The following is a 23,444-nucleotide window of genomic DNA, read 5'->3' as shown; positions in this document are numbered from 1 at the left end:
CCCTTCCGTGTTCGTCACCAGCGCTCGGGCTCCGCCGAACGGCGGAAACGCCGACCGCTCAGTGCGGTGATGTCGATGTGGATGTAGCGGTACTTGAGCGTGGGCACCCACGGCTGCAGGGGTGCACGGTCGGCCTCGTCGATCTCGGCCTGGTGCTCGAGTTGCCGGGCGCGGCCGTGGGCGACGACGCTCCACGCCTCCTCGTCGGTGTAGCCATCGGTCTCGAACGCGACGGCGCTGTGCACGGTGAGCTCGAGGAGCTTGGTGCCCGGCGCGGTGCGGATGAGGATGCTGTCCCCATCCGAGTAGTAGTTGACGGGGAAGATGTCGACCTCCCCTCCGACCGCTGTGGCGAGACGTCCGAGCACGCCCTGCTTCAGCAGCTCGCGGCACTCGGCCCTGTCCAGTTCCTGGACGGGTTCATCGGACGACATGGGCTTCCCCTTCCGGTTCCTGCGCCGTCGAGACCGCCGGCGGCGCGTGGACGACGATGGTGGGCGACGACACGTTGAGCAGCACGTCGTAGGCGACCGACCCGAGTCCTCCGGGCTGGGCCTGCTCTCGCCGGGAGTCGCCGACGACGAGCACCTCGGCGCTGCGGGCGATGTCGTTGAGGGCGGCGCCGGGCGGCCGCCGCACCACCCGGCTGCGGATCGTGATGCCCGGCTGACGACGACGGATGCGCTCGACGGCCCCCGCAAGAAGTGTGCGCGCCTCGTCGTCGTGGTGGGTGATCACCTCGGCTTCCGCATCCCGTCGATCGGCGCCGGCGGACGGCCCGGAGGACCGCACCGCGGTCAGCTCGCAGTTGTGATCGCAGGCCAAGTCCGCTGCCACATCGAGCGCGGCGATGCCGGCCGTGCTGTCATCGACGCCGACCACGACGCCACGACGCAGGCGCGACTCGGTGTCGGGGACGATCGCGACAGGGCCGACGGCCAGGTTCGCCAGCTGCAGGCTGCGGGAGCCGAACGCGCGGCCGTAATGGAATCCGGTCTTGTGCGTGCCGACGACCAGCATCGTCTCGGCGTCGCCGAGGGCGGCGAGGACGGCCATCGGGCTGCCCCTCACCAATTCGGCCTTCAGGCCCGCGGTCCCTTGCAGCGATCGCGCGTACGCGACCTCCTCGTCGAGCAGTCGGCGAGCGCCGGCGTCGACCTCGTCGATGAGTTCGACGCCGACGGCCCCCCATTCGTCGTCGGCGACGTGCGCCAGAGTGACCTCGGCGCCATCCTGCCGGGCGTGGCCGATGGCCCAGCGGATCGCCGCTCTCGACGGCAATGAACCGTCGACGCCGACGATGTATCTGCGGATCTCCATTCGGGTACCTCCGCTCCCACTGTCGCGCAGCGCGAACACCGGCGAAGGGTCCTTGGTCCCGCGGGACCTTCGACCCGGGAGGACCGGCGGCGGGCCACTTGACTCGATAGCAAGGAGGCGACCCATGGCATCCATGCGAGCATGGCGGACGACAGGCGAGCCGGGTGGCCTGGAGACGGTCCGAATACCGGTGCCGGAGCCGGCGGTCGGCGAGGTGCTCGTGCGCGTCGAGGTCTGCGGCATCTGCCGCACCGATCTCCATGTGGTCGACCACGAGATCCCCGTGCACCGCATGCAGGTCGTGCCCGGTCACCAGGTCGTCGGACGCGTCGAAGCGCTCGGCGACGGCCTGCGCGGCCTGAGACCGGGAGACCCGGTCGGTGTCGCGTGGCTGCGCCGCACCTGCGGCGAATGCCGGTTCTGCCGAGAGGGCGCCGAGAATCTCTGCCCCCGGTCGGAGTACACCGGTTGGGATGCGGACGGCGGCTTCGCCGACTATCTGACGGCTCCCGCGGCCTACGTCTATCCACTTGCGCCTGACGCGGACCCCGTCCTCACCGCACCGCTCCTCTGCGCGGGGATCATCGGCTTCCGTGCGCTCGAACGGGCGAACCTGACGCCTGGCGGCGTCCTCGGCGTCTACGGGTTCGGGTCGAGCGCCCATCTCACCGCACAGCTCGCCATGGCGTCCGGGGCCCGCGTGTTCGCCCTCACCCGCGGCGAGCAGAACCGCGAGCTCGCGCGCGACCTCGGCGCCACCTTCGTCGGCACGGAGAGGGAGGACCCGCCCGAGGCCCTCGACGCCGCGATCGTGTTCGCGCCGGCCGGTGAACTGGTGCCGGTCGCGTTGCGGGCGACGCGGAGCGGTGGGACGGTCGTGCTGGCCGGGATCGAGATGTCCGACATCCCCGCCCTCTCTTACACGGATGCGCTCTTCCGCGAGCGCGACCTGCGGACGGTCACGGCGAACACCCGCGCCGACGGGATGCGCTTCCTCGACATCGCCCGCAACCTCCGCCTCCGCCCGCGGGTGACCGAGATCCCATTCGACCACCTCGACGATGCGATCGCCCGGCTCCGCGACGGGCGCGCACACGGGTCGATGGTGCTCCGCGTCGCGGCGGCCCCGTCCGGTACGTGACACGAACGAGAGAGAAGGACAACGCATGCTGAAACGGATCGTCGTCTGCTGGAACGGCTCGGCGGGATCGGAGGCCGCCCTCGCGTGGGCGTTGCGGCTGTCCCACGGCACCGGGCTTCCCATCGAGATCTTCGACGTCGTCGAACGTTCGCTCTTCGTCGGAGACGAGGGAGCACTGGAACGTGCCACGACTCAGGAGGAGCAGCGTCTCGCGTTGCGGCTGGAGGAGCTCGCGGCGGACCATCCCGGCGCCGTGACCGCGAGCGCCCTGCTGGTCGGCGATCCACTCGAGGTCCTGTCCGAGCAGACGACCATAGCCGCGCTCGTCGTGGTGGGCACGGCGCATCGCGTCGGGCCGCGCCTCCGTTACGGCAGGTCGCTCGGCGCCCGGCTCGCAACCGCGGCAACAGGTCCGGTCGCGATCGTTCCGGTCGAGGACCCCGCGGCGGCCCGGCAGCGATCCGGCATCGTCGTGGGTGTGGACGGCTCGGCCGTCGCGTCGCGGGCTCTGGAGTTCGCAGCGGCCCAGGCCGTCACTCTCCGTCAGACCCTCCGGGTCGTGCACTGCTGGCAGGAGCCCCTCGCGCAGGAGCCGCTGATCGTGCCCGACGATGACTTCGCCGACTCGCTGGAGGCGGCGCATCGCCAGTTGCTCGACACCCTCGTCCGTCAGGCCCGGGAGGAGCATCCCGCTCTCACCGCGGAGCCGGTGCTCCTGCGCCGCTCTCCCGTCGCCGGCCTCCGGCTGGAGTCGGAGCACGCGTTCCTGCTCGTCGTCGGAAGCCGTCGCCTCACCGGGTGGTCGCGGGCCTGGCTGGGATCGGTGTCCCACGGGCTCGTGCTCGACCTGGCGGCGCCGACCCTCCTGATCGGCGCGGAGAGCGGAGACGACTGAGCCGCCGGCGTTCCCGCATGCACGCAGGGGATGTGCCGCCCGCCGGCCCTGGCTAGAATCACGGCGAGGCGCGTCACTCGGCGCCCCTCGCCGTGGCGCCTCGAAAGCGGGTGAGAGACATGTCGGGCGACGACCCGATCACCTTCCCCGACGCGCCGCGCGCCGAACTCGACAGTGCGCTGGCGCAGCTGGTCGACCAGGCGGGCAAGGTGCTGCAGACCCAGGGCCGTCTGCGCGCGCTGGTCCGCGCCAACCGGGCGGTCGTCTCCCATCTCGAGCTGCCGACCGTGCTGCGGACGATCGCCGAGGCGGCGGTCGACCTGGTCGGCGCCCGTTACGGCGCGCTCGGCGTGATCGCCGAGGGCGGAGGACTCGAGCAGTTCATCCACGTCGGGATGACGCCGGAGGACGTCCACCGCATCGGCCACCTCCCCGAGGGGCACGGGCTGCTCGGGGCGCTGATCGACGATCCTCGGCCCATCCGGCTCGACTCCATCGCCGACGATTCCCGTTCGGCCGGCTTCCCCGATGGCCACCCGCCGATGACGGCCTTCCTCGGTGTCCCGATCACCGTGCGTGACACCGTCTACGGCAACCTGTACCTCACGGACCCGGAGTCAGGCGAGTTCACGGAGGATGACGAGCAGCTGGTCAAGGCGCTCGCGGCGAACGCCGGGTTCGCCATCGACAACGCGCGCCTGTACGCGGAGTCGCGCTCGCGCCAGACCTGGGCCGCGGCGACCGCGGAGCTGACGGCGTCGATCCTGGGCGGCGAGTCCGCGGACGCGCTCAGCGAGCTGGTTGATCGCGCCGAGACGCTGCTCGGCGCAGGTGCGACATTCGTGCTCCAGCAGGAGCCCGGTGCCCTTCCCCGGATCAGAGCGGCACGCGATGCCGAGAGAGCCCTCGCCGAGGTCGTGGCGGGAGCGGAGCAGGTGCGCAGCGCCTTGGAGGGCATGCAGCCGACGCGGCTGGGAGGCCTCCCCGACGCCGTCGCCGACCACCCCGACGCCGGGCCGATCCTCGTCGCGCCCTTCTCCCTCCTGGACGGCCGCACGGCTGCTTTGGTGGCGGTGCGGAAGGCCGGCGCCGTCGGCTTCAGTGCGTTCGACCTCGAACGCGCCACCGCATTCGCCCACCAGGCCGGGTTGGCGCTCGAGCTGGCCGCCGGCCGTGCCGATCGTCAGCGGGCGCTCCTGCTGGAGGAGCGGGCACGCATCGCGCGGGACCTCCACGACCACGTCATCCAGCAACTCTTCGGAGCGGGCATCGAACTGCAGAGCGTCGAATCGGTTGTCGGTCCGGGAGCCATCGCCGACCGGATCGAGGGAGCGGTCACGTCCATCGATCAGGCCATCGCCGAGATCCGGACCGCGATCTTCGCACTCTCCCACAACCAGGGTTCGACCGGGAGCCTGCGTCATCGGCTGCTCGACATCGTCCACGAGGTGGGCGGCGGTCTCCCGGTCCCGGCCACCGTCTCCTTCAGTGGGCCTGTGGATGTCGTGTCCGAGCCGCAGCTGGCCGACGACCTCGCCGCGTTCGTCCGTGAAGGGCTGACCAATGTGGTGCGTCATGCCGGCGCCCGGACCGCGTCGGTCGCCGTGACGGCTTCGGCCGAGGAGATCACGGCGATCGTCGCCGACGACGGATCCGGGATGGGCGAGACGACCCGGAGGAGCGGCCTCGGCAACCTGGCCGAACGCGCGCGGTTGCGGGGCGGGGATTTCGACGTCGAGTCCGGCGAACGGGGCACGAGGCTCCTGCTCCGGCTCCCGGTTCTGGAGGGTACCCGATGACGGCTCCGCCCATCCGCGTCTTCCTGGTGGACGACCATGAGATCGTGCGCCGCGGCCTCGCCGCGCTGATCGACGCGCAGGAGGACCTGGAGGTGGTCGGCGAGGCGGCGACGGCTGGGCAGGCCCGCTCGCGCATCCTCGCCGTCCGGCCCGACGTCGCGGTGCTGGACGTGAGACTCCCCGACGGGAGCGGCATCGACGTCTGCAGGCGGGTCAAGCAGGACGACCCGGGTATCCGCTGCCTCATGCTCACGGCGTACGACGACGAGGACGCCCTGCGCGCCGCGCTGATCGCTGGAGCCGACGGATACGTCATCAAGGACATCCGCGGCAGCTCGCTGCTCGATGACATCCGCGCAGCCGCCCGGGGCAAGAAGCTCATCGACCCGCGGATCGCCTCCCGTATGGCCTCCCAGCTGCGCGAGCCCGCCGACGACCCGCGCTTCGCCTCCCTCGGCCTCCGCGAGCGCCAGGTGCTCGCGCTCATCGCCGACGGGTTCACCAACCGGCAGATCGGCGAACGACTGGGCCTGGCAGAGAAGACGGTGAAGAACTACGTCAGCTCCCTGCTGGCGAAGCTGGGCCTCGAACGGCGGACGCAGGCCGCCGTCCTGCAGCTCGAGCACCGCCGCTCGGTCCACTGACCGGGTGCGGACGACGCTCGCGGGACCTTCGACTCAGCCGTAGCCGTCGCGCGGGGGCACGCTGGATGGCATGGACACCGCATCCGCATCCCCTGCCCGGCCGACGAAGGACCACGCCCACCGCTTCGACGACCTCACGGTCCGCGAAGCGGTCGAGGCGGAGCTCGCCTGGGCTCCGGATGTGGACGGCGCGAGCATCGGCGTCGCCGTCGACGGCGGCCTGGTCACGCTCACCGGCGACGTGGGTTCGCTGCACGAGCGGATCGCCGCCGTCGAGGCTGCTGAGCGCGTCGCCGGGGTGCGTACCGTCGCCGACGAGTTGCGTCTGCCCCCGGGGGACGGAGAGCCCCAGGGGCACCGGCTCGCCCGCGCCGTCGATGCCATCCTCGCCTGGACGTCCGGTGTACCGCACGACGGGATCCGGGCGGAGGTGCATGGCCATCGGGTGGTCCTCCTCGGCACCGTCGACTGGGACCACGAGCGCGTCGCCGCCAAGAAGGCCGTGCAGCGCATCTCCGGAGTGCATGAGGTCGAGAGCAGGATCGAGCTGACCCGCCGGCCGGACGGCGACGATGTCGAGGAGCAGATCCGCAACGCCATCACCCGCAACGCCGTCATCGAAGCCCGGCGCATCCACGTCGCCGTGGATGGTTCGGAGGTCACTCTGACGGGCCACGTCGGATCGTGGGCCGAACGGACGCAGGCCGTCCGCACCGCGTGGTCGTCGCCGCACGTATCGGCCGTGCACGACCAGCTGGTGGTCGACACCTCGTCGAAGCCGATCGACTAGAGCCGGCCCGGTCCGTTCCGGTCCGGTCCTGACGATCAGATCAGGCATTCCGGGGCGACCACGATCGTGGGCGTCTCGATGTGGAGGATCATCGTGTGACTCACGGATCCGAGAAGGAACCGGTCGATCCCGCGCGCCTGCTGAGTGCCGAGCACCAGCAGCGATGCCGAACGGGCAGGCTCCGCGAGTGCGTAATACGCCTGGTCCCGGACCAGGGACGACGAGATCGTCAGGTCGGGATTCGCCCGGCGGAGGCTGTCCACGACGGAGTCCAGCACCTTCCGGTGCTCCTCCTCCAGCTCACCGAGCAGGGGGCCCTCCATCCGCATGTCGGAGACGGCGATGAGCGGGTCGAGCCAGCCGTGCACGACGACGAGTTCGTCTCCGAGACGGCGCGCCTCATGAGCGGCGTATCGGGCCGCCTTCAACGACACCTCGGAGCCGTCGACTCCGACGACCACCGTCGACCGGGCGTCGTCCGGCAGATCCGGGATGATCGCCACGGCTCCGCGCGCCGTCGCCGCCAGACGTGCGCCGAGCGACCAGTGATAGCGCGACCGGGGGCCGCGGCGCACGCCGGTCCCGACGACGAGGAGATTGTCCGGCCGGGAGAACCGGCGCAGCTCCTCCAGGCGGTCGCCGGCCAGGATGTGCGTGTTCACCCGCAATCCGGAGTGCTGGTCGCTGAGGCGCTGCGCCTGCTCGTCCGCGGACTCGTGCCGAGCCGCGACCATCTGGGGCGTGATCACCTGTCCGGGAACGGGGAGGCTGGTGTCCTCCACATCGACGAGGATGATGCCGTCCTTCTCCTGTTCGGCCCGGCGGACGGCCCACTCGAGGGCGATGTCCGCCTCCAGGGAGCCATCCCAGCCGACGATCGTGCGGTTGCTCATCGTCTTCTCCTCCGCTCGTCATCCGGGAACCGTCGTGCGCGTCCTCGGCCCCACCAGCAGATCGCATCGCGCAGCCCGGGCCGAGGGCACAAGGTCCCGCCGTGCGCGGGACCTTGTGCCCTGACCTGCCGGGACATCGCCGGCATAGCCTCGCCTCATCGCCCGGACCGCCCTTCGCAGCGACCAGGGAGGAGAACCCTATGAACACGCGCCTGGCCCCCATCGTCGTCGGGGTGGACGGATCGGCGTCCTCCGTCGATGCGCTCCGGTGGGCCTGCGGCATCGCCGCGAATCGCCGGCGGCCGATCCTTGCGGTGACGGCCGGAGCGACCGAAGCCGAGGCGCGGACGATCTCGCGGCACGCGCTCCTCCAAGCGTTCCACGGTGCCCCGCCGCCGAACCTCCGGGTGGCCACGCGGGTCGGGGAGCCGGCAGACGCCCTCACGGAGTGCAGCCGGGACGCCCACCTGCTCGTCGTGGGCAGTCGTGGATCAGGAGGCACCGCCCTGGGCGTCCGTGCATCCTGCCCGATGGTCATCATGCACCACACCCGCACCCCGGCCCACTCCGACACCGGTCGCGAGACCGTGGACCGTGCACCATGACCGGCACGACGTCTGCGGCCGTCCGCCGGCGGGAACGGGCCCGCCGAACCGGCGGCGTCGGAGCGCTCCTGGGCATGGCCGGCATCAGCGCCCTCTGGGGGGTCGTGCTGTTCGTGCTGGTCATGGTCATGATCGGGGCCGTGACGACGGTGTTCGCCGCGCCGATCGCTCAAATCCTGGGCGTCCTGGGGTCCTTCGTGGCTGACCCTGGTGGCACCCGTCCCCGGCCCGCGCCGGCATCCCCCTCGACCCGCATCTCCGTCGTGATCCCTTGCCGCGACGACGCGGCGATGCTCGCCGTCTGCCTGGCGGCCCTCGCCGCTCAGACACTGCTGCCGTTCGAGGTCATCGTCGTGGACAACGGGAGCATCGACGAGAGTCGCTCCGTCGCCCTCGCGGCCGGGGCCCGCGTCGTCGCCGCTCATGCGGGAGGCATCCCGAACGCGACGGCTCTGGGGCTGGACGCCTCGCGCGGGGAGATCCTCGCGCGCCTGGACGCCGATTCGCGCCCGGCCCCGGACTGGCTGGAACGCGTCGCGGCAGACCTCTGCGATCCCGACGGCTGGAGCGCAGTGACAGGAACCGGCGAGTTCTACGGAACCCGTCGCCTGCTGGCGTGGGCCGGGCGCGTCCTCTACCTCGGCGGCTACTTCCGCGCGGTCGGCGCGATGCTCGGACATCCGCCGTTGTTCGGTTCCAACCTCGCACTGCAATGCACCACCTGGCGACGGATGAGCCCCCTCGTCCACCGCGAGCGGACCGACATCCACGACGACCTGGACCTCAGCATCCAGCTCGAACCGGACATGAGCGTCCTCTACGACCCGCGGCTCCGTGTCGGCGTCTCCGGCCGTCAGCTGGCGTCCTGGCCGTCCCTCCGGCGTCACCTCGCCTGGTCGGTGAACACGTTCGCTCTCGATCGGGAGCAGATGACGCTGGCCGCGCGTCGACGCAGCCGCAACCGCTGCCGGCGTCGCCGGTGAGCATGCGGGCGACGGAGGCCGGCGCTCACCGCCGGTGCGCATCCCCGCCCTGCGGACGGACCACGAGCACCGGGCAGGGCGCCTGGGTCGCGCAATAGAGGCTCACCGATCCGAGGAACGGCGACGCGAGTCCGCTCAAACCGCGGCTTCCGACGACGAGCATCGCGGCATCGCGGGCGGCATCCACGAGCACGCTGCCTGCGTGACCGGATTCGGCGCGCAGCCGGACCCAATCCGGGATCGTCTGCCCGAACTCCGCTGTCACCAGTTCCTGCAGCGTCGAGTACGCCACCACCTTCGGCGACTGCTCGGGCGACGGGAAGTAGGCGTCGTACATGGAAGTGGAATGCTGCCAGGCCATGACGACGTCGAGCCGGGTGTCGAGCGCCCGGGCGAGGGTCGCCGCCTCGTGGAGGGCGCGGCGTGACTCGTCCGATCCGTCCACGCCGCACACGATGGGCGGCGAAACGATCTTGCCTGTCTGCATGATGCTCCTCCGCTGTCGCCGGTTCAGATCACGTCGTCGGTGCCGGGCACCACGTACGTGTATTCGATGGGTGTGACGATGACCGGGCAGGGCAGGTTCAGCAGCACGTCGTGACTGACCGAGCCGAGCATCGCTGCCGCGACCGCCCCGCGGCCGCGGGTGCCGACGACCAGAAGCGCCGCATCCCGCGCCTGCTCGATCAGGGCGGCGGCCGGGTTCCGACGCACCAGGACGGGGCGGATCCGAGCTGCGTGGGCGATCGGGACATCGGCGACGGCGTCGGGGACGACGCGCGACTCCGCCTCGACGAACCCGGGATCGACCTCCCGGCCCTCGTCGAGTGCGCGCTCGAACGACTCGGGCACATCCCAGGCGTGGACCGCGACGACCTCGGCGTCCAGCCAGCTCGCCTCGGCGACCGCCAGGGCGAGCGCCGAGCGGGCGAACGGTGACCGGTCGACGCCGACCACCACGGCGTTCCGCTTCAATGGGGCGGCGCCGAGAGGACCGGGGTCCGGGATGACCGCGACCGCGCAGTCCGCCTTGGCCGCCAGGCGCAGCGGGAGCGAGCCGATCCTCGCGCCGGAACCGTCCGTGTGCCGGTCGGTTCCGACGACGAGCAATGCGGCGTCGCGCGCTGCACGGATCAGAGCGCCGGACGGCGGCCCGTCCACCCAGCGGGCGCGCACCGGCACGCCGGGTGCGAGGGCGGTCGCGTGGGCCTCCGCCTCTCGGAGCCCGACTTCGACGGTCTCCGAGAGATCGGTGTGCGGGCCGAAGACCGCGGCGCCCAGGCGCGTGTCGAGGGCGGTCACGATCTCCAGCGCACCGCCACGTCGCTCGACCCGATCGAGCGCCCAGTCCAGCGCGCGCCAGGATGCCGACGTGCCGTCGAATCCGACGACGGTCCTGCCGTCGCTCATCGTCGGGACTCCGCGCGACCCGTGAGCGTGTGCAGACGGATCCGGAAGACGGCGGCGGCGGCGTTCGGACGGCCGAGGTCCGCGTGCGCCTCCTCCATGCGCGGGATGTCGAGGGTACGGACCATCCCCACTTGCGCTCCCGGATGATCGCTCGCCCCACCCGCGGCCGCCGGGCGCAGCCGGTCGAGGAGCACGTCCAGGCCCTCGCGGGCATCGGCGCCCAGCAACTGCTCGAAGGTGCCCCAGGCGATGACGCTGCGCCACTCGTCCACGCTGACCACGTCATCCACCTCGAAACAGACCTCGGGATGGCTCCTCAGAGCGTCGAGCTTCTTGCCCTGCGCACTGTGGGCGTAGATGTCGCCGTCGCGGTACGCGTACGAGATCGGCACCACGTACGGCGCGTCGCCGTCGATCAGGCCCAGGCGGCCGACCAGTTGATTCGCCAGCAGATCGTCGATCTCATCGCGGCTCAGTTCGACAGGCATCGGTGCTCCTCACATCGTTGATGTTCCGAGCCTCCCGCGGGCGGAGGTCCACGCGCCAGGACCTTCGACCCTTCTCGCGCGCCGGAGAAACGACTTGAGTCGGCACATGAAGACCACGCAGCAGAACACGGCATGGATGCACGGCCGCGACCTCCCGCCCGCACGCGCAGCGGCATTCGGCGCGATCGTGGCGTGGAGCCTCGCCTGGAAGGGCGTGTCGCTCTGGCGCGCCGCCCGAAACCAGAGCAAACCCTGGTTCGTCACCCTCCTCCTCACCAACACCCTCGGCGTCCTGGACGCGGTGTACCTGTTCGGGGTCGACCGTCGGCACCGCGTCGAGGACCGCGTGGAGCAGGCCATCCTGACCGCCACCGGCGAGCCGCCGCAGGGCGGCCACACCCAAGAGACGTGACGCGAGGGAAGGCCCTGACATGAACGTTCGATCGCACACGGGCAGACTCGTCACCGCGACGGTCATAGCCGGGTTCCTGATGCTCGGCCTCGGCGGCGCTGCCGCGTACCCGGCGGCTACGGGCGCCGACGCCGGACCGCACTTCTACACCGGCACGGCCGTCGACGTCTCAGGCCCCGTCGACGGTGACGTGTATGCCGCCGGGCAGACCGTGAGCATCAGCGGCGACATCACCGGGGACGTCATCGCCGCGGCGCAGACGATCACGATCAGCGGCACCGTCGACGGAAGCGTCCGGCTGGCTGCCCAGGATGTCACCATCTCCGGCGATGTCGCACGCAGCGCCACGATCTTCGCCTCCAGCCTCGTCGTCGCCGACGGCGGATCCGTCCGCAAGGACATCGTCGCGGGGGCCGGCTCCATCGTCATCGCGGGGGACGTCGGCAGAGACCTGCAGGCGAGCGTCACGAAACTCACCATCGACGGAACCGTCGGCGGGGATGTGACCTACTCCAGCGACAGGACGGCCGAGATCGCGAGCGGAGCAGTCGGCGGCACGGTGCAGCACGTTCAGCCCCAACGGTCGCCGGCGGTCGAGATCTCGCCGTGGGCTGTGGTCATCGGCTGGCTGCTCGGCCTCCTCTATGCGCTCGTCGCCCTCAGCCTCATCACGGTGGCAGCGGCACTTCTCATCCCGCGCTGGCTGGACAGGGTGACCGACCAGCTCTTCCCCTCCCCCTGGCGTGCCCTCCTCGTGGGATTCGTGGCGGCGATCGTCGTTCCCTTCGCGCTGCTCTTCCTGCTCGTGACCATCGTGGGCGCACCGCTCGCGCTGGCGGGGATCCTCGTCTGGACCGTGCTCACGCTCGCGACGTTCCTGTTCAGCGCCCACTATCTCGGGCGGCTCGTACTCCGAGGCCGGCACCACCCGGTTCTCACGTCGTTCCTCGGCGGTCTGATCCTGATCGTCGGGCTGCAGATCCCGTGGCTCAACATCCTGGTCTGGGTCGGGATGGTGTCCTTCGGGCTCGGCGCGCAGCTCCTGGAGTTCCGTCGGCAGCGACCGTGGGACTCGACGCGGCCGGTGGCAGCGGAACCGTCCCACCCGACGGCACCCGTGGAGTCGGCGGTCGTGGATGCGACGGACGCGCGGGTGCAGAGCACTCGCACCCCGAACACGTGAGCGGCACGCCGAGGCGGGCGTTCGTCGTCCGCTGGATCGCCGCGGTCACGGTCGGCGAGACCCTGGGGTTCGCCGTTGCCGCGACGGTCGCCGTCGCCGTGACCGCGGCCGGACCGGCGATCGACGTCTGGACCGCATACGCCATGATCGTGGCCGGCGGGGCGGTCGAGGGGGCGCTCCTCGGGCTCGCGCAGCAGTGGGCGGCGGGCAGGGCGCAGCTCGGGCCGGCCTGGGTCGTGGCGACGAGCGGCGGAGCCGCCCTGGCGTGGTCGCTCGGGATGCTCCCGAGCACCCTCGGGGTCGACCTGCGGAATCCCGTGGGAATCGCGGCGCTGGTCGTCGGTGCTCTCCTGCTGCTCGCATCCATCCCTACGGCGCAATGGCTGGCGCTCCGCCGTCGGCGCACCGCGCGGTGGATCCCGGTCACGATGGGGGCATGGGCGGCCGCGGTCCTCTGGACCGCCGCGCCGTCGCCGATCATCGATGAGCACACGCCGGCGCTCCTCGTCGTCGTGGCCTACCTCGGCGCCGGCGTGCTCATGGCCGTCACGATCGCCGCGCTCACCGCCCCGACGGCCGCGTCGCTGTTCACGACGACCGCCGTCTCGCGGCGGGACTTTGGACCCGCCCGGGAGCCGGCCGGCACCATACGCTCGCAGCCACAGGGGAAATGAGAAGGGGTGGGGACCATGTCGTTCTTCGAAGCGATCGCTGTCGCGTTCAAGAAGTACGCGACGTTCACCGGCACGGCGGCGCGGCCCGAGTTCTGGTGGTTCGCGCTGTTCGTGTACCTCGGCGGGGCGGCGCTCAACGCGCTGAACCTCATCACGCCCCAGGGGACCATCTACCTGGGCAGCAGCCTGTCGGCCGCGTTCGGCCTGGCCGTGCTGCTGCCGTACCTGGCGGTCACCGTCCGCCGGCTGCGCGACAGCGGGAGGTCGTGGACGAACCTGTTCTGGCTGCTGCTCCCGATCGCCGGACTGATCGTCCTGATCGTCTTCCTGGCCCAGCCGGGAACGACGGAGCAGACGCAGGGGCGGCTCCCCGACAACACCGTCCGCGCCTGATTCGGGGTCCGCTCACCTCGCCTGAGCTCGTTCGGGCTCAGGCGCCAAGCAGCACCAAGAGGTGGTAGACCACGTAGGCCGGCCACACGATCGCCTGCAGCAGCCCGAGGACGACGCCCCCGAAGGAGCCGTCGGAGACCGAGATGAAGTAGATCGCCGCGCCGATGTACGCGAGCAGGAAGAAGAACCCCCACGGCCCGTCCCGCACGATCGTCCTCGCGTTCGCCCCGTCAGCCATGTCGATCTCCCGTCTGCGTCGTCGTGGCCAAATCCTGAGGGGCGAGCGGGGGCTCGGGAAGGGTCTTTCGGCCTTCGGCGCCTGATACGCCCATGCGGTCGCCGGAAACCGTGGGTGTCCGGAGACGGGCGCGCGGGGCTAGCATGCGGCCACCGGGAGCACGGGAGGTGCAGCCATGGCGGGACGCTGGGGTGCGGTGACGGTGCTGGGGGCGGCGCAGTTCGTCATGGTGCTCGACAGCACCGTCATGAACGTGTCCATCTCGACGGTCGTGGCTGACCTTGATACGACGATCGCCGCCATGCAGTCGGCGATCACCTTCTACACACTGACGATGGCGGCGTTCATGCTGCTCGGAGCAAAGCTCGGTGATGTCTGGGGCCGCAAGCGCGCCCTCATCATCGGATCGATCGTGTACGCCATCGGGTCGCTGACGACAGCTCTCAGCCCCAACATCGTCGTGCTGTTCCTCGGCTGGTCGATCGTCGAAGGGCTGGGCGCCGTGCTGGTCATCCCGGCGATCGCGGCGCTGATCGCGGACAACTACCAGGGCCACGCCCGGGTCACCGCCTTCGCCGTGATCGGGGCGTCGTCGGGAGCTGCCGTCGCCGCCGGTCCGCTCATCGGCGGCTTCCTGACCACCTACGCGAGCTGGCGGTACGTCTTCGCCGGCGAGGTCGTCATCATGGCCGTCGTCCTGCTGTTCAGCTTCCTCGTCGGCGATCACGGGACGCGATCGCGCATCCGCATCGACATCCTCTCCGTCCTGCTCTCCGCCGCCGGCCTGGTGTTGATCGTCTACGCCCTGCTGCAGACCAAGAGCTGGGGCTGGATCCTCGCCGGGGCGGGAGCGCCGTACACGCTGCTCGGGCTGTCGCCGGTGCCGTATCTTGTGGCGGCCGGCTGCGTCCTGCTGTGGCTGTTCTTCGTACGGCAGCGCCGGCTCGTGGCCAGCGGCCGGCCCCCGCTGCTCGATGTGTCCCTGTTGCGGATCTCCCAGCTTCGCGCGGGTGTCGGCAGTCTCGCGATCCAGTACACCGTGACGGCCGGACTCTTCTTCATCGTCCCGATCTACCTGCAGCTGACCCTGGGGCTGGATGCGCTCGAGACCGGGATCCGCGTGTTCCCGCTCTCGATCTCCCTCGTCCTCTTCTCGGTCCTCGGCACGATGTTCTCGAAACGGTTCTCGCCGCGCCTGATCGCGCGCATCGGCCAGCTGACGCTGGTGGTGGCCAGCCTCATCCTGCTCGGCTCGGTGGATGTGGAGCTCAACAACTGGCTGTTCGCCACCGGGATGTTCATCGCCGGGGCCGCGCTCGGCCTGCTCGCCTCCCAGCTCGGCAACGTCACGATGTCGGCGGTCGGGCCCACCCAGCTGAGCGAGGCCGGCGGCATCCAGGGGGTCTTCCAGAACCTGGGCTCGTCGCTCGGAACTGCGCTGATCGGCTCGGTGATGATCGCGTCGCTCTCGAGCGTGTTCGCCGGGGCGGTGGCCGAGAGCACACTGCCCGACGACGTCAAGAGCACGGTGCAGGAGCGCACCCAGGAGGGCATCACTCCGGTCGCCGTCGCCGACGTGCCGAAGATCGCGACCGACGCCGGACTCGGCGACGACGACGCGAAAGCCCTGGCCGGGCTGTACGAGACGTCGCAGTTGCGGTCGCTCGAGCTGTCGTTCGCGGCGCTCGCCCTGGTGTCGTGCGGCGCGCTGTTCTTCTCACGCAACCTGCCCCGCGAGATCGTCGGCGGATCGGCAGAGCCCACGCCGTCGCGGCCCGAACGGCGGTCGGCCCGCCGCACCTGAGACACGGGCTGGTTCTAGGGCAGGACGATGTGGAAGTCGGGGTCCCCGGGCTGCAACACGGCCGTCAGCTGCTGCAGCACCCCGGCAGCACCCTCCAGCGACATGCTCGACGGCGACGGATTCCCGCCCAGCAGCGCCAAAAAGTCCGGCTTGGTGATCGTCAGACGCAGCGGCACGTCTCCCGGTGCAGGGCGTTCGACATGGATGAGCACGCCGTTCGTCAGGGTCAGGTGGAAGGTGCGGCCGAGGTCACTGAAGACGACCTCCAGTGACAGGTCCAGATCCCACGCTTTCGGCCCGTCGACGGTGACGGCGATCGAGTCGAAGATCTGCTCGGGGGTCAGCTCGGCGAGCACGGCCGGGGCGTTGGCGGCGGTCGGGGTTCCGAAGTTGCCCTCCCGCAGTTCGGTCGCTCCTGAGAGGAAGAAGTTGCGCCAGGTGGCGTTCTCCGAGCCGTAGGCGAGCTGCTCCAGGGTGTCGGCATAGAGGGACTTCGCGGCCGTGCTGTCCGGATCGGCGAACACGGCGTGGTCGAGCAAAGTGGCCGCCCAGCGGAAGTCGCCATCGTCGTAGGCCGCCTGTGCCAGCTCGACGACGCGGTCGACGCCGCCGAGTGCCGTCACGTACCGCTCGGCGAGCGCCTGTGGTGGATGCGGCCAGAGCCGCGCCGGATTGCCGTCGAACCAGCCGAGGTAGCGCTGCGCGATCGCCTTGACGTTGTGCGAGACGGACCCGTAGTAGCCGCGCGTGCTCCACTCGCGCTCCAGCGTCGGCGGCAGCGTCAGCTCCTCCGCGATCTCCGTGCCGGTCAGCCCCCTGTTCAGCAGCCGCAACGTCTGGTCATGCAGGTACCCGTACAGATCGCGCTGGACGCGCAGGAAGGCGACCAGCTCATCCCGCCCCCAGGTGGGCCAGTGGTGGGAGGTGAAGAGCACGTCGGCGCTGTCGCCGTAGCGTTCGATCGCTTCGGTGAGGTACTCCGACCACACGTGGGGGTCGCGCACGAGGGCACCGCGGAGGGTCAGCAGGTTGTGGAGGTTGTGGGTCGCGTTCTCGGCCATGCACAGCGCGTTGTAGCGCGGGATGAAGAAGTGCATCTCCGCCGGAGCCTCGGTGTTCGGGGCCAGCTGGAACTCGAACTCCACCCCGTCGAAGGTGAGCTTCTCGCCAGTCTCGGCGACGTCGATCGTCGGGACGAGCAGGGTCGTCTCACCCGTCGACAGGGTCAGGCCGAGGCCCGCCCCCACCTGACCGGAGGAGCCGCGGTCGAGCGCGGCGCCGTACATGTAGCCGGCCCTCCGCGCCATCGCGGTCCCCGCGTAGACGTTCTCCGAGATGGAGTGCTCGATGAACCCGGCCGGGGCGACGATCTCGACGCGGCCGTCATCCACCTCCTCCGCGCTGACGATGCCGAGCACGCCGCCGAAGTGGTCCAGGTGGCTGTGCGTGAAGATCACCGCGACGATCGGGCGGTCGCCGCGGTGCCGCCGGTAGAGTCCGAGGGCGGCGGCTCCCGTCTCCTTCGTGAGAAGCGGATCGACGACGATGACGCCGGAGTCCCCCTCGATGAACGACATCACCGACAGGTCCAGCCCGCGCACCTGGTAGAGGCCCTCCGTCACCTCGAACAGCCCGTTCTTCAGCACGAGCTTCCCCTGGCGCCAGAGGCTCGGGTGAACCGTGAGCGGCGCATCCCCCTCCAAGAAGCCGAAGGTGGAGGTGTCCCAGACGACCGCGCCGGACGCGTCGCGGATGGCCGGGTCGTCCAGGGTGCCGAGGAAGCCGCGCTCGGCCGCCGCGAAGTCCGCGTCGTCGGAGAACGGGAGCGCTGCGCTCGCTGCCCGGTGGGCCTCTCGGATGGACGGAGCCGGATCGTTCTGCTGCATGCTGCATCCCCTCGTCGCGGTGGTGTCGCGCAGATGATGTAACGGCGCACCGGTCCGTGGCTAGACCCGACCTCGTTCGCCCGTCGATGCAATCGGCGGAGCGCCGGGCTCGACGATGGCGCGCTCCAGGCGGCGGACGACCTCCAGGTAGTCGGCCGTCCAGATGATGCGGACGGCCGTCGCGGCCCCGGCGGTCGAATGGTCGAGCTCGCCGAGCACCGCGGAGGCGAGGGAGCGGTCGGCGGCGGGATCCGGAGGCGCCGGCGTCGGCAGATCGACGCGGGCCGTGAGGGCGGAGGCCAGGGCGCGGTACCACTCCTCCAGGCGGTCGACCTGCCCGTCGAGGGTCGTGTGAGCGGCGGCCGCGCTAGGAGCGGCCGCCACGTCGGACTCTTGACCGCGCCACAGCTCCAGGATCGCGTCGGCGGCGAGGCGGATGCCGGCGACACCCGTGACCGTCGCCGACACCTCCGCGAGCGGACGCTGCTTGGCACCGCGCTCCGTCAGGTAGGTGCGGAAGGCATCGTCCAGCCGACGGGATGCCGCAGCGGCGCGCAATGACTGCTGGCGCGGCTCGGCGCCGCGCGGTGTCGCCGGGTCGCACCGCGCCAGCCCGAACTCGACGGCGGCACGGAGGTAGTCGATGCCGGCCAGATACGCATCCCCGACGGCCGTGCGCAGCGACGCGGAGGCGCCGCGCGGCCAGAACAGTGCGCCGACGACGAGGCTGACGGCACAGCCGAGGGCGATGTCCTCGATCCGGATGAGACCGACCGTCCATCCCGTCGGCGCGATGACGTTGAACAGCAGGACGAGGACGACCGTGAACGCGGCCTGACCGGCGGCGAACGAGATCGCCGCAGGGGCGACGCCCGCGACGAGAATCGCGACCGGGAGCACCAGCCAGAGCGCGACGGGGTTGTCGCCGATGACGAACAGGGCGGCCGCACCGATGATGACGCCGACGACCGTGCCGAGCACGCCGCGGAGGGCGGTCTGCCCGGTGTTCAGGGCGCTGGAGCGCAGCACGGACATCGTTCCGAGCACCACCCAGAACGAGTGCTGCACGCCCGTCGCCTTGGCGAGCAGCACGGCGAGGCCCAGCCCGATCGCACCGCGGATACTGTTGCGCAGCCACACCGAGTTCCAGCCGACGAACCCGGTCGCCCGCTCCGTCGCTGCGGCCAGCGGACCGTTCAGATCACCCGGCTGGCGCCCCAGCATCCGCTGCCACCAGGTGCGTCGCTCCGCCCGTGCTGTCAGGGCGATGTTGCCCGCGACGGTCTCGACGGCGTAGGCGAGCTCCTGCGCGCGGAACCCGGGGTCGAGGGCTGCCACGAACCGTTCGGCCTGCTCGTCGGAGGCGGCGGTCCGCCCCACCGGGGAGACGGCGAGCGTCGTCTGCTCCACGGCCGCCCGCTCGACCGCGAGGCGGTCGAGCGCCGACTCCAGTGCTGCGGGATCCGCGGCGTGCTGGGCGAGGACGAGGGCGCCCTCTTCGAGCACGTCGGCTGCGGCCGCCCCCAGTCGCGCTGCCGCGGCCGTCGCCGAGCGCGGGCCGACAGCATCCACCCCGTCGCTCGGTGCGGCCCGGTGGCGGACCATCTGGCCGATCACCGCATTCAGCCAGTTCAGCTCGTCGACCAGGCGGACGACCGTCCGCGCCGGCGCGCTCAGCCCGGTCGGGCGGTACGGGGTGGCCAGGAAGACGCTCTGCAGCGTACTGACCGCGGCCTCTCCCGCCGCAGCGGTCCGCTCGCGCAGGGCGGCGATCTCGGCGGCATCCCCCATCGCGGGGAGTTCGGCCCGGATGCGTGCGGCGAGCGCGCGGGACGCCTCGACGGCGGGGAGGCGCAGCGGCTCGCGTGCGGGCGCCGGCCAGAGGAGGGTGATCGCGACGAGGCCGACGGCCGCGGCGATGCCCCAGCCGAGCAGCCGCGGGCCGATGTCGGCCACCGTCCCCGGCAGGGTAACGGGCAGCACGAACGAGAGGAGAAGGGAGGTGCCGGCCGACGCGATGACGGAGCTCACCGAGCCGGCGAAGAGCACGACGAGGGCGACCGCGGCCATCGCGAGCGCGGACAGCCAGATCGGCGAGGAGGCGAGCGTTCCCAGGCAGACGAGCACCGCTCCCGTGACGGCGAGCGCTGCGTGCGCCTGCACCCGCTCGCGCAGCGGACCGCCGAAGTCGACGAAGAGCAGCATGGCGAACGCGCCGAACGCGCCGAACAGTGCGACCTCGGGGTTGCCGATGACCCGGCTGCCGAGCAGGAACAGCAGGGGTACCGCGATGGCCGCGCGCGCCGCGCGACGCAGCGCGCTGAAGCCCGGATCGTGGCGTCGGAGCCAGGACGTCACCCGCACGCGGTCTCCTCCCTCGGCCACACCCTACTCGGCACCTCTCTCCGTCGCCCACCCCCTCCCCCCACCGTCGAGTCCGCAAACTTTGCACGCGCCGCGCCGGGCGAGCGTGCAAAGTTCGCGGACTCGACGGTGGGGGGTATGGGCGCGCGGGGGTGGTGTGGTAGAAAGGCAACCGGGAGGTTGCTTATTATGGTGGATGTGGAGCGCAGCATCGTGGTGCGGGCGACGCAGGAGCGGGTGTGGGCGGCCATCGTCGACTCCAGGGAGTTCGGGGCGTGGTTCGGCGCGGAGTTCGACGGGCCGTTCGAGGTCGGCCGGACGACGACCGGGCGGATCGTCCCCACGACGGTCGACGCACAGGTCGCCGCCGCGCAGGAGCCGCACCGCGGATCCCCGATCACGGCCGAGGTCATCGCCATCGAGCCGCCGACGCGGTTCGCGTTCCGCTGGCAGCCGGCGCCGGGCTCCGACGTGCTGACGACCGTCGAATTCCGCCTGGCGACCGAGGGCGACGGCGTCCGCGTCACCATCACGGAGGACGGATTCGGGGCACTGCCCGAGGACGTCCGCGATCAGACGCGCGAGAGCAACGACGGCGGCTGGGAGGCGCAGACCCGGCTTCTCAGTACGTATCTGGGACGCGCGTGATCGCGACGTTCGACGCCGCCGCGCCGGTGTTCGCCGCGCTCGGCGACCCCACCCGGCTGGGGCTGGTGCTCACCCTCGGCGAGACGGGCCCGAGGACGGCGGCGCGGCTCGCGGCCGAACGCCCGGTGACACGGCAGGCGGTCGAGAAGCATCTCGCGGTGCTGGACGCCGCAGGCCTGGTGCACAGTGAGCGCCGCGGACGGGAACGGCTCTGGCGGGTCGACCCGGTCGCGCTCGCGTCGGCCGGCGAGTTGCTGCAGCAGGCATCGGCGCGGTGGGATGCGGCGCTGCATCGGCTGCGCATCCACGTCGAGGGATGACTCCGGAGGATCACGTGCGGTCGAGCACGCCGATCTGCGTCCCGGCCTCGTCGTAGACGTTCAGGGTGTCGCCGTCGGAGCGCGCGCTCGCGGCCTTCGACAGCCACGGATCCACGTCGGCGCACGCCTTCTTGGTCGTGGCCAGCGCGCCGAAGGTGATCGATCCTTTCGACTCGCTCCAGGTGCCGGTCAGCGAATTGCAGCCGTCGTTGCCGCTGAGCTGGCCGCCGTCCTTCAGGTCGAGACTGGTGCCGGCCGGATGGTCGGAGGTCCAGGTTCCGGTGTAGTCGGAGGCGCTCGACGGGGCGCAGCCGGCCAGAGCGGCGAGCGCCAGCAGGAGCGCCGAGGCGCCTGCGATGGCGCGTGCGCTTATGGCGCGTCCGGTGGCGGGGCGAAGTCGGTGCGCTGGAGTCACGGCGCCAGTATGAGCGCGGCGGGCGCCGATCGGCTAGGCAGTATCGCCCGGACGTCAGGAGGCGAGAGCGACCTGACGGAAGCGGATGACAGACGAGTCGGATCCGTGGTCGGCGCGGTCGTAGGCGGCGCGGATGGGGTTCACCGTTCGCCCGTTCGGGAGCACCACTGCGAGCCCGGCGTCCTCCGGCACTCCGCGCCGCGGCGCAGCGCTGCTCCATCGGCCGCCGTCGGTCCGCACCAGGATCTCGCCGATCAGGCAGCCCAGGCTCTGCAAGGTGAACTCGTCGCCGACGAAGCCGTCGTCGGTGCGCAGGTCGGTGAACAGCCGCTCGACGTAGACCAGGTCCTCCGGGACGTACGTGACGGTGTGACCGTAGATGTCACGGATGCCGCCCGCCATCGCGCCCGCGAGCAACGAGCCGACGGCGGGGTCTGGCCGCCGCCGGCGCGTCGCTTCACGAGGGAACCGGAACATGCCGCCCACGGTAGACCTCCCCTGCGCCGTGTTGCGCGCCCCAATACGAGTGGCCCGTATTCGCGGGGCGCAGCGCGGCACCGCGGCGGTGGTCAGGATTCGGCGGTGTCAGGATGCGGCGGGGGTCAGGATGCGGTGGGCGCCTCGGGCGCTTCGGCGCCACCCCGCGCGCGCAGGAAGCCCCAGAGCACGAGCGCACCCGCCACCACCGTGAGCGCCAGCCCCGCGACCGTGACGGCCTCGCGGAACTCCGCCGTCTGCTGCGCCGTCCATCCCGCCGTCGCGATGCTCCCTGCGAAGAGTCCCGCGAGCACCGTCCCCGCGACGGCGAGCCCGACGCCCGAGGCGACTTCGGACGCGGTGTCGGTGAGCGCCGCGCCGATGGTGGTCCGGCTCTCGGGGAGGCCGCGGAGGACGTTCGTGCCTGCGACCACGCCGACGACCCGGATGCCCGCCGCGACCAGCACGAGGGCCACGGCGATCCAGCCGTACCCGAAGCGGCCGAGAACGGCGTACACGGCGAGGCCCGCGACGACGGCGCTCGCGCTCATCCAGGCCGCCCGCTCCATCCCCACTCGGCGTACGAACGGGGTGATGACCGCCCCTCCCGCGAGCAGGACGACGACCTGCGGCAGCATCCCGAGCGCCGCGAGCGCGGGAGGCCACCCCCAGTCGAGCTGCAGCTGCAGCGTGACGAGGTATCCCAGTCCCGCCGTGGCGATCGCGGCAGCGGCCTTGAACGCCAGACCGCTGGAGACGAGGGGATGCGCGATGAGTGACAGCTCGAGGAGCGGATGGCGGGCGGTCCGCTGCCGTACGACGAAGAAGACCCCTGCGGCGACGGCCGCGGCCGTCACCAGCCAGGGCATCCAGGCCTCGATTCCCTGCTCCACGAACAGTGTCGGGGCGATCAGCGCGAGCACGATGGCGGCGGTGCCCAGCGCCGCACCCGCCAGGTCGATGGGGTCCCGATGCAGCCCAGCGGGGTCGTCGGCGGGGACGCCGAGCCGCACGCCCACGATCGCCAGCGCCGCGATGGGGACGTTCACCAGTAGGAGCACCTGCCAGGGGGCGATGGCGAGCACGAAGCCGCCGGCCATCGGTCCGATCGCGAGTCCGACGAGCCCGACCGTCGAGATGACGGTCATCGCCTTGACGCGCAGGTCGTCCGCCGCGAACAGCCGGAACGCGAGCGCCATCGAGCCGGGTGTCGTCATCGCGGCGGCGATTCCCATGCCGACGCGCACGGCGATCAGCTCTTCCGTCGACGAGACGAACGCGGTCGCGAGACTGGCGAGGCCGAGCAGGACGGGGCCGATGAGCATGACCCGGCGGCGGCCGTACCGGTCGGCGATGGCGCCGAAGGCGAGCATGGAGCCGCCGAACACGACCGCGTACGCGCCTGTCACCCACTGGAGACCGGCGGTCGAGGCGTGGAGATCGCGGCCGATGGTGGGCAGCGCGACGTTGAGGATCGAGTTGTCGAGCATCTCGAACAGGAACACGGCGGAGAGGCCGGTGAGAGCCATCCACGCATCGCGGAGGGAGCGCGGAGCGTGGCGGCCGACACGGACGGGCGGCTCGGGGACAATGGGAGCGGTCTGCTCAGAGGACATGTCACTAGGTTATGCGACTAAACTTAGTGACACAAGCTAATCGTGA

Annotated in this window: 26 protein-coding genes; 14 read left to right on the top strand and 12 right to left on the bottom strand. The window is 71.2% G+C overall.

The features are described from left to right. Positions 1-14: 14 nt before the first annotated feature. Positions 15-434, bottom strand: coding sequence for a pyridoxamine 5'-phosphate oxidase family protein (locus tag H284_RS0114335; protein ID WP_018192147.1), 420 nt, complete (start codon positions 432-434; stop codon positions 15-17). After that, positions 421-1,320 (bottom strand): universal stress protein, encoded by a 900-nt coding sequence (locus H284_RS0114330; RefSeq protein ID WP_020076792.1) that lies wholly within the window; start codon positions 1,318-1,320, stop codon positions 421-423. Before H284_RS0114330 ends, H284_RS0114335 begins: the two co-directional genes overlap by 14 nt. Positions 1,321-1,444: 124 nt before the next feature. Here H284_RS0114330 and H284_RS0114325 point away from each other — a divergent pair, with 124 nt between their 5' ends. The 5 genes from H284_RS0114325 (at position 1,445) to H284_RS20310 (ending at position 6,589) form a co-directional block, all read left to right on the top strand. After that, positions 1,445-2,461 carry a zinc-dependent alcohol dehydrogenase family protein gene (locus H284_RS0114325; protein WP_231371246.1) on the top strand — a complete coding sequence of 339 codons (1,017 nt, stop codon included), beginning with the start codon at positions 1,445-1,447 and terminating at the stop codon, positions 2,459-2,461. Positions 2,462-2,486: 25 nt separating this feature from the next. Then, complete coding sequence (locus H284_RS0114320; protein WP_020076790.1) at positions 2,487-3,356, top strand: universal stress protein; 870 nt, start codon at positions 2,487-2,489, stop codon at positions 3,354-3,356. Between the two features lie 119 nt (positions 3,357-3,475). After that, positions 3,476-5,155, top strand: coding sequence for a GAF domain-containing sensor histidine kinase (locus tag H284_RS0114315; protein ID WP_020076789.1), 1,680 nt, complete (start codon positions 3,476-3,478; stop codon positions 5,153-5,155). Continuing rightward, complete coding sequence (locus H284_RS0114310; protein ID WP_020076788.1) at positions 5,152-5,799, top strand: response regulator; 648 nt, start codon at positions 5,152-5,154, stop codon at positions 5,797-5,799. The genes H284_RS0114315 and H284_RS0114310 overlap by 4 nt, the downstream gene beginning before the upstream one ends. A gap of 70 nt (positions 5,800-5,869) precedes the next feature. Further along, positions 5,870-6,589 carry a BON domain-containing protein gene (locus H284_RS20310; protein WP_020076787.1) on the top strand — a complete coding sequence of 240 codons (720 nt, stop codon included), beginning with the start codon at positions 5,870-5,872 and terminating at the stop codon, positions 6,587-6,589. A 35-nt stretch (positions 6,590-6,624) separates the two neighbouring features. Here H284_RS20310 and H284_RS0114300 read toward each other — a convergent pair whose 3' ends face one another. After that, positions 6,625-7,482, bottom strand: a complete 858-nt coding sequence (locus tag H284_RS0114300) for a universal stress protein (protein ID WP_020076786.1) — start codon at positions 7,480-7,482, stop codon at positions 6,625-6,627. 200 nt (positions 7,483-7,682) lie between these two features. Here H284_RS0114300 and H284_RS20305 point away from each other — a divergent pair, with 200 nt between their 5' ends. Further along, positions 7,683-8,087 (top strand): universal stress protein, encoded by a 405-nt coding sequence (locus tag H284_RS20305; RefSeq protein ID WP_020076785.1) that lies wholly within the window; start codon positions 7,683-7,685, stop codon positions 8,085-8,087. After that, complete coding sequence (locus H284_RS0114290) at positions 8,084-9,070, top strand: glycosyltransferase family 2 protein (protein ID WP_020076784.1); 987 nt, start codon at positions 8,084-8,086, stop codon at positions 9,068-9,070. The genes H284_RS20305 and H284_RS0114290 overlap by 4 nt, the downstream gene beginning before the upstream one ends. 25 nt (positions 9,071-9,095) lie before the next feature. On the opposite strand, the gene H284_RS0114285 is transcribed toward H284_RS0114290, so the two are convergent. The 3 genes from H284_RS0114285 to H284_RS0114275 are packed head-to-tail and all read right to left on the bottom strand — an operon-like array spanning position 9,096 to position 10,968. Beyond that, positions 9,096-9,557: a universal stress protein gene (locus tag H284_RS0114285; protein ID WP_020076783.1), complete on the bottom strand. Its 462-nt coding sequence runs from the start codon at positions 9,555-9,557 to the stop codon at positions 9,096-9,098. A gap of 23 nt (positions 9,558-9,580) precedes the next feature. Continuing rightward, positions 9,581-10,480, bottom strand: a complete 900-nt coding sequence (locus H284_RS0114280; RefSeq protein WP_020076782.1) for a universal stress protein — start codon at positions 10,478-10,480, stop codon at positions 9,581-9,583. Beyond that, positions 10,477-10,968, bottom strand: a complete 492-nt coding sequence (locus H284_RS0114275; protein WP_020076781.1) for a pyridoxamine 5'-phosphate oxidase family protein — start codon at positions 10,966-10,968, stop codon at positions 10,477-10,479. Before H284_RS0114275 ends, H284_RS0114280 begins: the two co-directional genes overlap by 4 nt. Before the next feature lie 106 nt (positions 10,969-11,074). On the opposite strand from H284_RS0114275, the gene H284_RS0114270 reads away from it, so the two are divergent. The 4 genes from H284_RS0114270 to H284_RS0114255 are packed head-to-tail and all read left to right on the top strand — an operon-like array spanning position 11,075 to position 13,630. Beyond that, the gene (locus H284_RS0114270) at positions 11,075-11,380 is read left to right on the top strand and encodes a DUF5652 family protein (RefSeq protein ID WP_018192154.1); all 306 of its coding nucleotides are present in this window, start codon (positions 11,075-11,077) and stop codon (positions 11,378-11,380) included. A gap of 19 nt (positions 11,381-11,399) precedes the next feature. Beyond that, the gene (locus H284_RS0114265; protein WP_020076780.1) at positions 11,400-12,563 is read left to right on the top strand and encodes a DUF8173 domain-containing protein; all 1,164 of its coding nucleotides are present in this window, start codon (positions 11,400-11,402) and stop codon (positions 12,561-12,563) included. Next, positions 12,560-13,237 (top strand): hypothetical protein, encoded by a 678-nt coding sequence (locus H284_RS0114260; protein WP_020076779.1) that lies wholly within the window; start codon positions 12,560-12,562, stop codon positions 13,235-13,237. Before H284_RS0114265 ends, H284_RS0114260 begins: the two co-directional genes overlap by 4 nt. Before the next feature lie 15 nt (positions 13,238-13,252). Next, complete coding sequence (locus tag H284_RS0114255; protein ID WP_018192157.1) at positions 13,253-13,630, top strand: DUF805 domain-containing protein; 378 nt, start codon at positions 13,253-13,255, stop codon at positions 13,628-13,630. 37 nt (positions 13,631-13,667) lie between these two features. On the opposite strand, the gene H284_RS0114250 is transcribed toward H284_RS0114255, so the two are convergent. Continuing rightward, complete coding sequence (locus tag H284_RS0114250; protein WP_020076778.1) at positions 13,668-13,868, bottom strand: hypothetical protein; 201 nt, start codon at positions 13,866-13,868, stop codon at positions 13,668-13,670. Between the two features lie 175 nt (positions 13,869-14,043). On the opposite strand from H284_RS0114250, the gene H284_RS0114245 reads away from it, so the two are divergent. Then, positions 14,044-15,672 (top strand): MFS transporter, encoded by a 1,629-nt coding sequence (locus tag H284_RS0114245; protein ID WP_020076777.1) that lies wholly within the window; start codon positions 14,044-14,046, stop codon positions 15,670-15,672. A gap of 14 nt (positions 15,673-15,686) precedes the next feature. On the opposite strand, the gene H284_RS0114240 is transcribed toward H284_RS0114245, so the two are convergent. Both H284_RS0114240 and H284_RS0114235 read right to left on the bottom strand, forming a co-directional pair. Beyond that, on the bottom strand, positions 15,687-17,558 hold the full coding sequence (locus H284_RS0114240) for an alkyl/aryl-sulfatase (RefSeq protein WP_020076776.1): 1,872 nt from the start codon (positions 17,556-17,558) through the stop codon (positions 15,687-15,689). A gap of 60 nt (positions 17,559-17,618) precedes the next feature. Further along, positions 17,619-19,922 carry an FUSC family protein gene (locus H284_RS0114235; RefSeq protein WP_020076775.1) on the bottom strand — a complete coding sequence of 768 codons (2,304 nt, stop codon included), beginning with the start codon at positions 19,920-19,922 and terminating at the stop codon, positions 17,619-17,621. Between the two features lie 189 nt (positions 19,923-20,111). Between H284_RS0114235 and H284_RS0114230 the strand changes: the two genes are divergently transcribed. Both H284_RS0114230 and H284_RS0114225 read left to right on the top strand, forming a co-directional pair. Continuing rightward, positions 20,112-20,570 carry an SRPBCC domain-containing protein gene (locus tag H284_RS0114230; protein ID WP_020076774.1) on the top strand — a complete coding sequence of 153 codons (459 nt, stop codon included), beginning with the start codon at positions 20,112-20,114 and terminating at the stop codon, positions 20,568-20,570. Beyond that, complete coding sequence (locus H284_RS0114225; RefSeq protein ID WP_020076773.1) at positions 20,567-20,890, top strand: ArsR/SmtB family transcription factor; 324 nt, start codon at positions 20,567-20,569, stop codon at positions 20,888-20,890. Before H284_RS0114230 ends, H284_RS0114225 begins: the two co-directional genes overlap by 4 nt. Before the next feature lie 10 nt (positions 20,891-20,900). On the opposite strand, the gene H284_RS0114220 is transcribed toward H284_RS0114225, so the two are convergent. From H284_RS0114220 to H284_RS0114210, 3 genes are all read right to left on the bottom strand, one after another. Further along, positions 20,901-21,305, bottom strand: a complete 405-nt coding sequence (locus tag H284_RS0114220; RefSeq protein WP_020076772.1) for an META domain-containing protein — start codon at positions 21,303-21,305, stop codon at positions 20,901-20,903. Positions 21,306-21,359: 54 nt separating this feature from the next. Next, entirely contained in the window at positions 21,360-21,782 is a 423-nt protein-coding gene (locus H284_RS0114215; protein ID WP_231371245.1) for a hypothetical protein, read from the bottom strand. Between the two features lie 125 nt (positions 21,783-21,907). Then, positions 21,908-23,398, bottom strand: a complete 1,491-nt coding sequence (locus H284_RS0114210) for an MFS transporter (protein WP_231371244.1) — start codon at positions 23,396-23,398, stop codon at positions 21,908-21,910. Positions 23,399-23,444 lie beyond the last annotated feature (46 nt).

Origin of the sequence: Cryocola sp. 340MFSha3.1 (assembly GCF_000383315.1) — a bacterium.
GTDB lineage: Bacteria > Actinomycetota > Actinomycetes > Actinomycetales > Microbacteriaceae > Leifsonia.
This window is presented reverse-complemented; position numbering and strand designations above follow the sequence as displayed.

What these genes read in the sequence shown, in the direction of transcription:
- H284_RS0114330 (WP_020076792.1), bottom strand. Translation starts at nt 1,320, where the DNA reads ATGGAGATCCGCAGATACATCGTCGGCGTCGACGGTTCATTGCCGTCG.
- H284_RS0114275 (WP_020076781.1), bottom strand. Translation starts at nt 10,968, where the DNA reads ATGCCTGTCGAACTGAGCCGCGATGAGATCGACGATCTGCTGGCGAAT.
- H284_RS0114210 (WP_231371244.1), bottom strand. Translation starts at nt 23,398, where the DNA reads ATGTCCTCTGAGCAGACCGCTCCCATTGTCCCCGAGCCGCCCGTCCGT.
- H284_RS0114285 (WP_020076783.1), bottom strand. Translation starts at nt 9,557, where the DNA reads ATGCAGACAGGCAAGATCGTTTCGCCGCCCATCGTGTGCGGCGTGGAC.
- H284_RS20310 (WP_020076787.1), top strand. Translation starts at nt 5,870, where the DNA reads ATGGACACCGCATCCGCATCCCCTGCCCGGCCGACGAAGGACCACGCC.
- H284_RS0114245 (WP_020076777.1), top strand. Translation starts at nt 14,044, where the DNA reads ATGGCGGGACGCTGGGGTGCGGTGACGGTGCTGGGGGCGGCGCAGTTC.
- H284_RS0114315 (WP_020076789.1), top strand. Translation starts at nt 3,476, where the DNA reads ATGTCGGGCGACGACCCGATCACCTTCCCCGACGCGCCGCGCGCCGAA.
- H284_RS0114265 (WP_020076780.1), top strand. Translation starts at nt 11,400, where the DNA reads ATGAACGTTCGATCGCACACGGGCAGACTCGTCACCGCGACGGTCATA.
- H284_RS0114270 (WP_018192154.1), top strand. Translation starts at nt 11,075, where the DNA reads ATGAAGACCACGCAGCAGAACACGGCATGGATGCACGGCCGCGACCTC.
- H284_RS0114300 (WP_020076786.1), bottom strand. Translation starts at nt 7,482, where the DNA reads ATGAGCAACCGCACGATCGTCGGCTGGGATGGCTCCCTGGAGGCGGAC.
- H284_RS20305 (WP_020076785.1), top strand. Translation starts at nt 7,683, where the DNA reads ATGAACACGCGCCTGGCCCCCATCGTCGTCGGGGTGGACGGATCGGCG.
- H284_RS0114230 (WP_020076774.1), top strand. Translation starts at nt 20,112, where the DNA reads ATGGTGGATGTGGAGCGCAGCATCGTGGTGCGGGCGACGCAGGAGCGG.
- H284_RS0114320 (WP_020076790.1), top strand. Translation starts at nt 2,487, where the DNA reads ATGCTGAAACGGATCGTCGTCTGCTGGAACGGCTCGGCGGGATCGGAG.
- H284_RS0114310 (WP_020076788.1), top strand. Translation starts at nt 5,152, where the DNA reads ATGACGGCTCCGCCCATCCGCGTCTTCCTGGTGGACGACCATGAGATC.
- H284_RS0114215 (WP_231371245.1), bottom strand. Translation starts at nt 21,782, where the DNA reads ATGTTCCGGTTCCCTCGTGAAGCGACGCGCCGGCGGCGGCCAGACCCC.
- H284_RS0114250 (WP_020076778.1), bottom strand. Translation starts at nt 13,868, where the DNA reads ATGGCTGACGGGGCGAACGCGAGGACGATCGTGCGGGACGGGCCGTGG.
- H284_RS0114280 (WP_020076782.1), bottom strand. Translation starts at nt 10,480, where the DNA reads ATGAGCGACGGCAGGACCGTCGTCGGATTCGACGGCACGTCGGCATCC.
- H284_RS0114325 (WP_231371246.1), top strand. Translation starts at nt 1,445, where the DNA reads ATGGCATCCATGCGAGCATGGCGGACGACAGGCGAGCCGGGTGGCCTG.
- H284_RS0114290 (WP_020076784.1), top strand. Translation starts at nt 8,084, where the DNA reads ATGACCGGCACGACGTCTGCGGCCGTCCGCCGGCGGGAACGGGCCCGC.
- H284_RS0114335 (WP_018192147.1), bottom strand. Translation starts at nt 434, where the DNA reads ATGTCGTCCGATGAACCCGTCCAGGAACTGGACAGGGCCGAGTGCCGC.
- H284_RS0114240 (WP_020076776.1), bottom strand. Translation starts at nt 17,558, where the DNA reads ATGCAGCAGAACGATCCGGCTCCGTCCATCCGAGAGGCCCACCGGGCA.
- H284_RS0114255 (WP_018192157.1), top strand. Translation starts at nt 13,253, where the DNA reads ATGTCGTTCTTCGAAGCGATCGCTGTCGCGTTCAAGAAGTACGCGACG.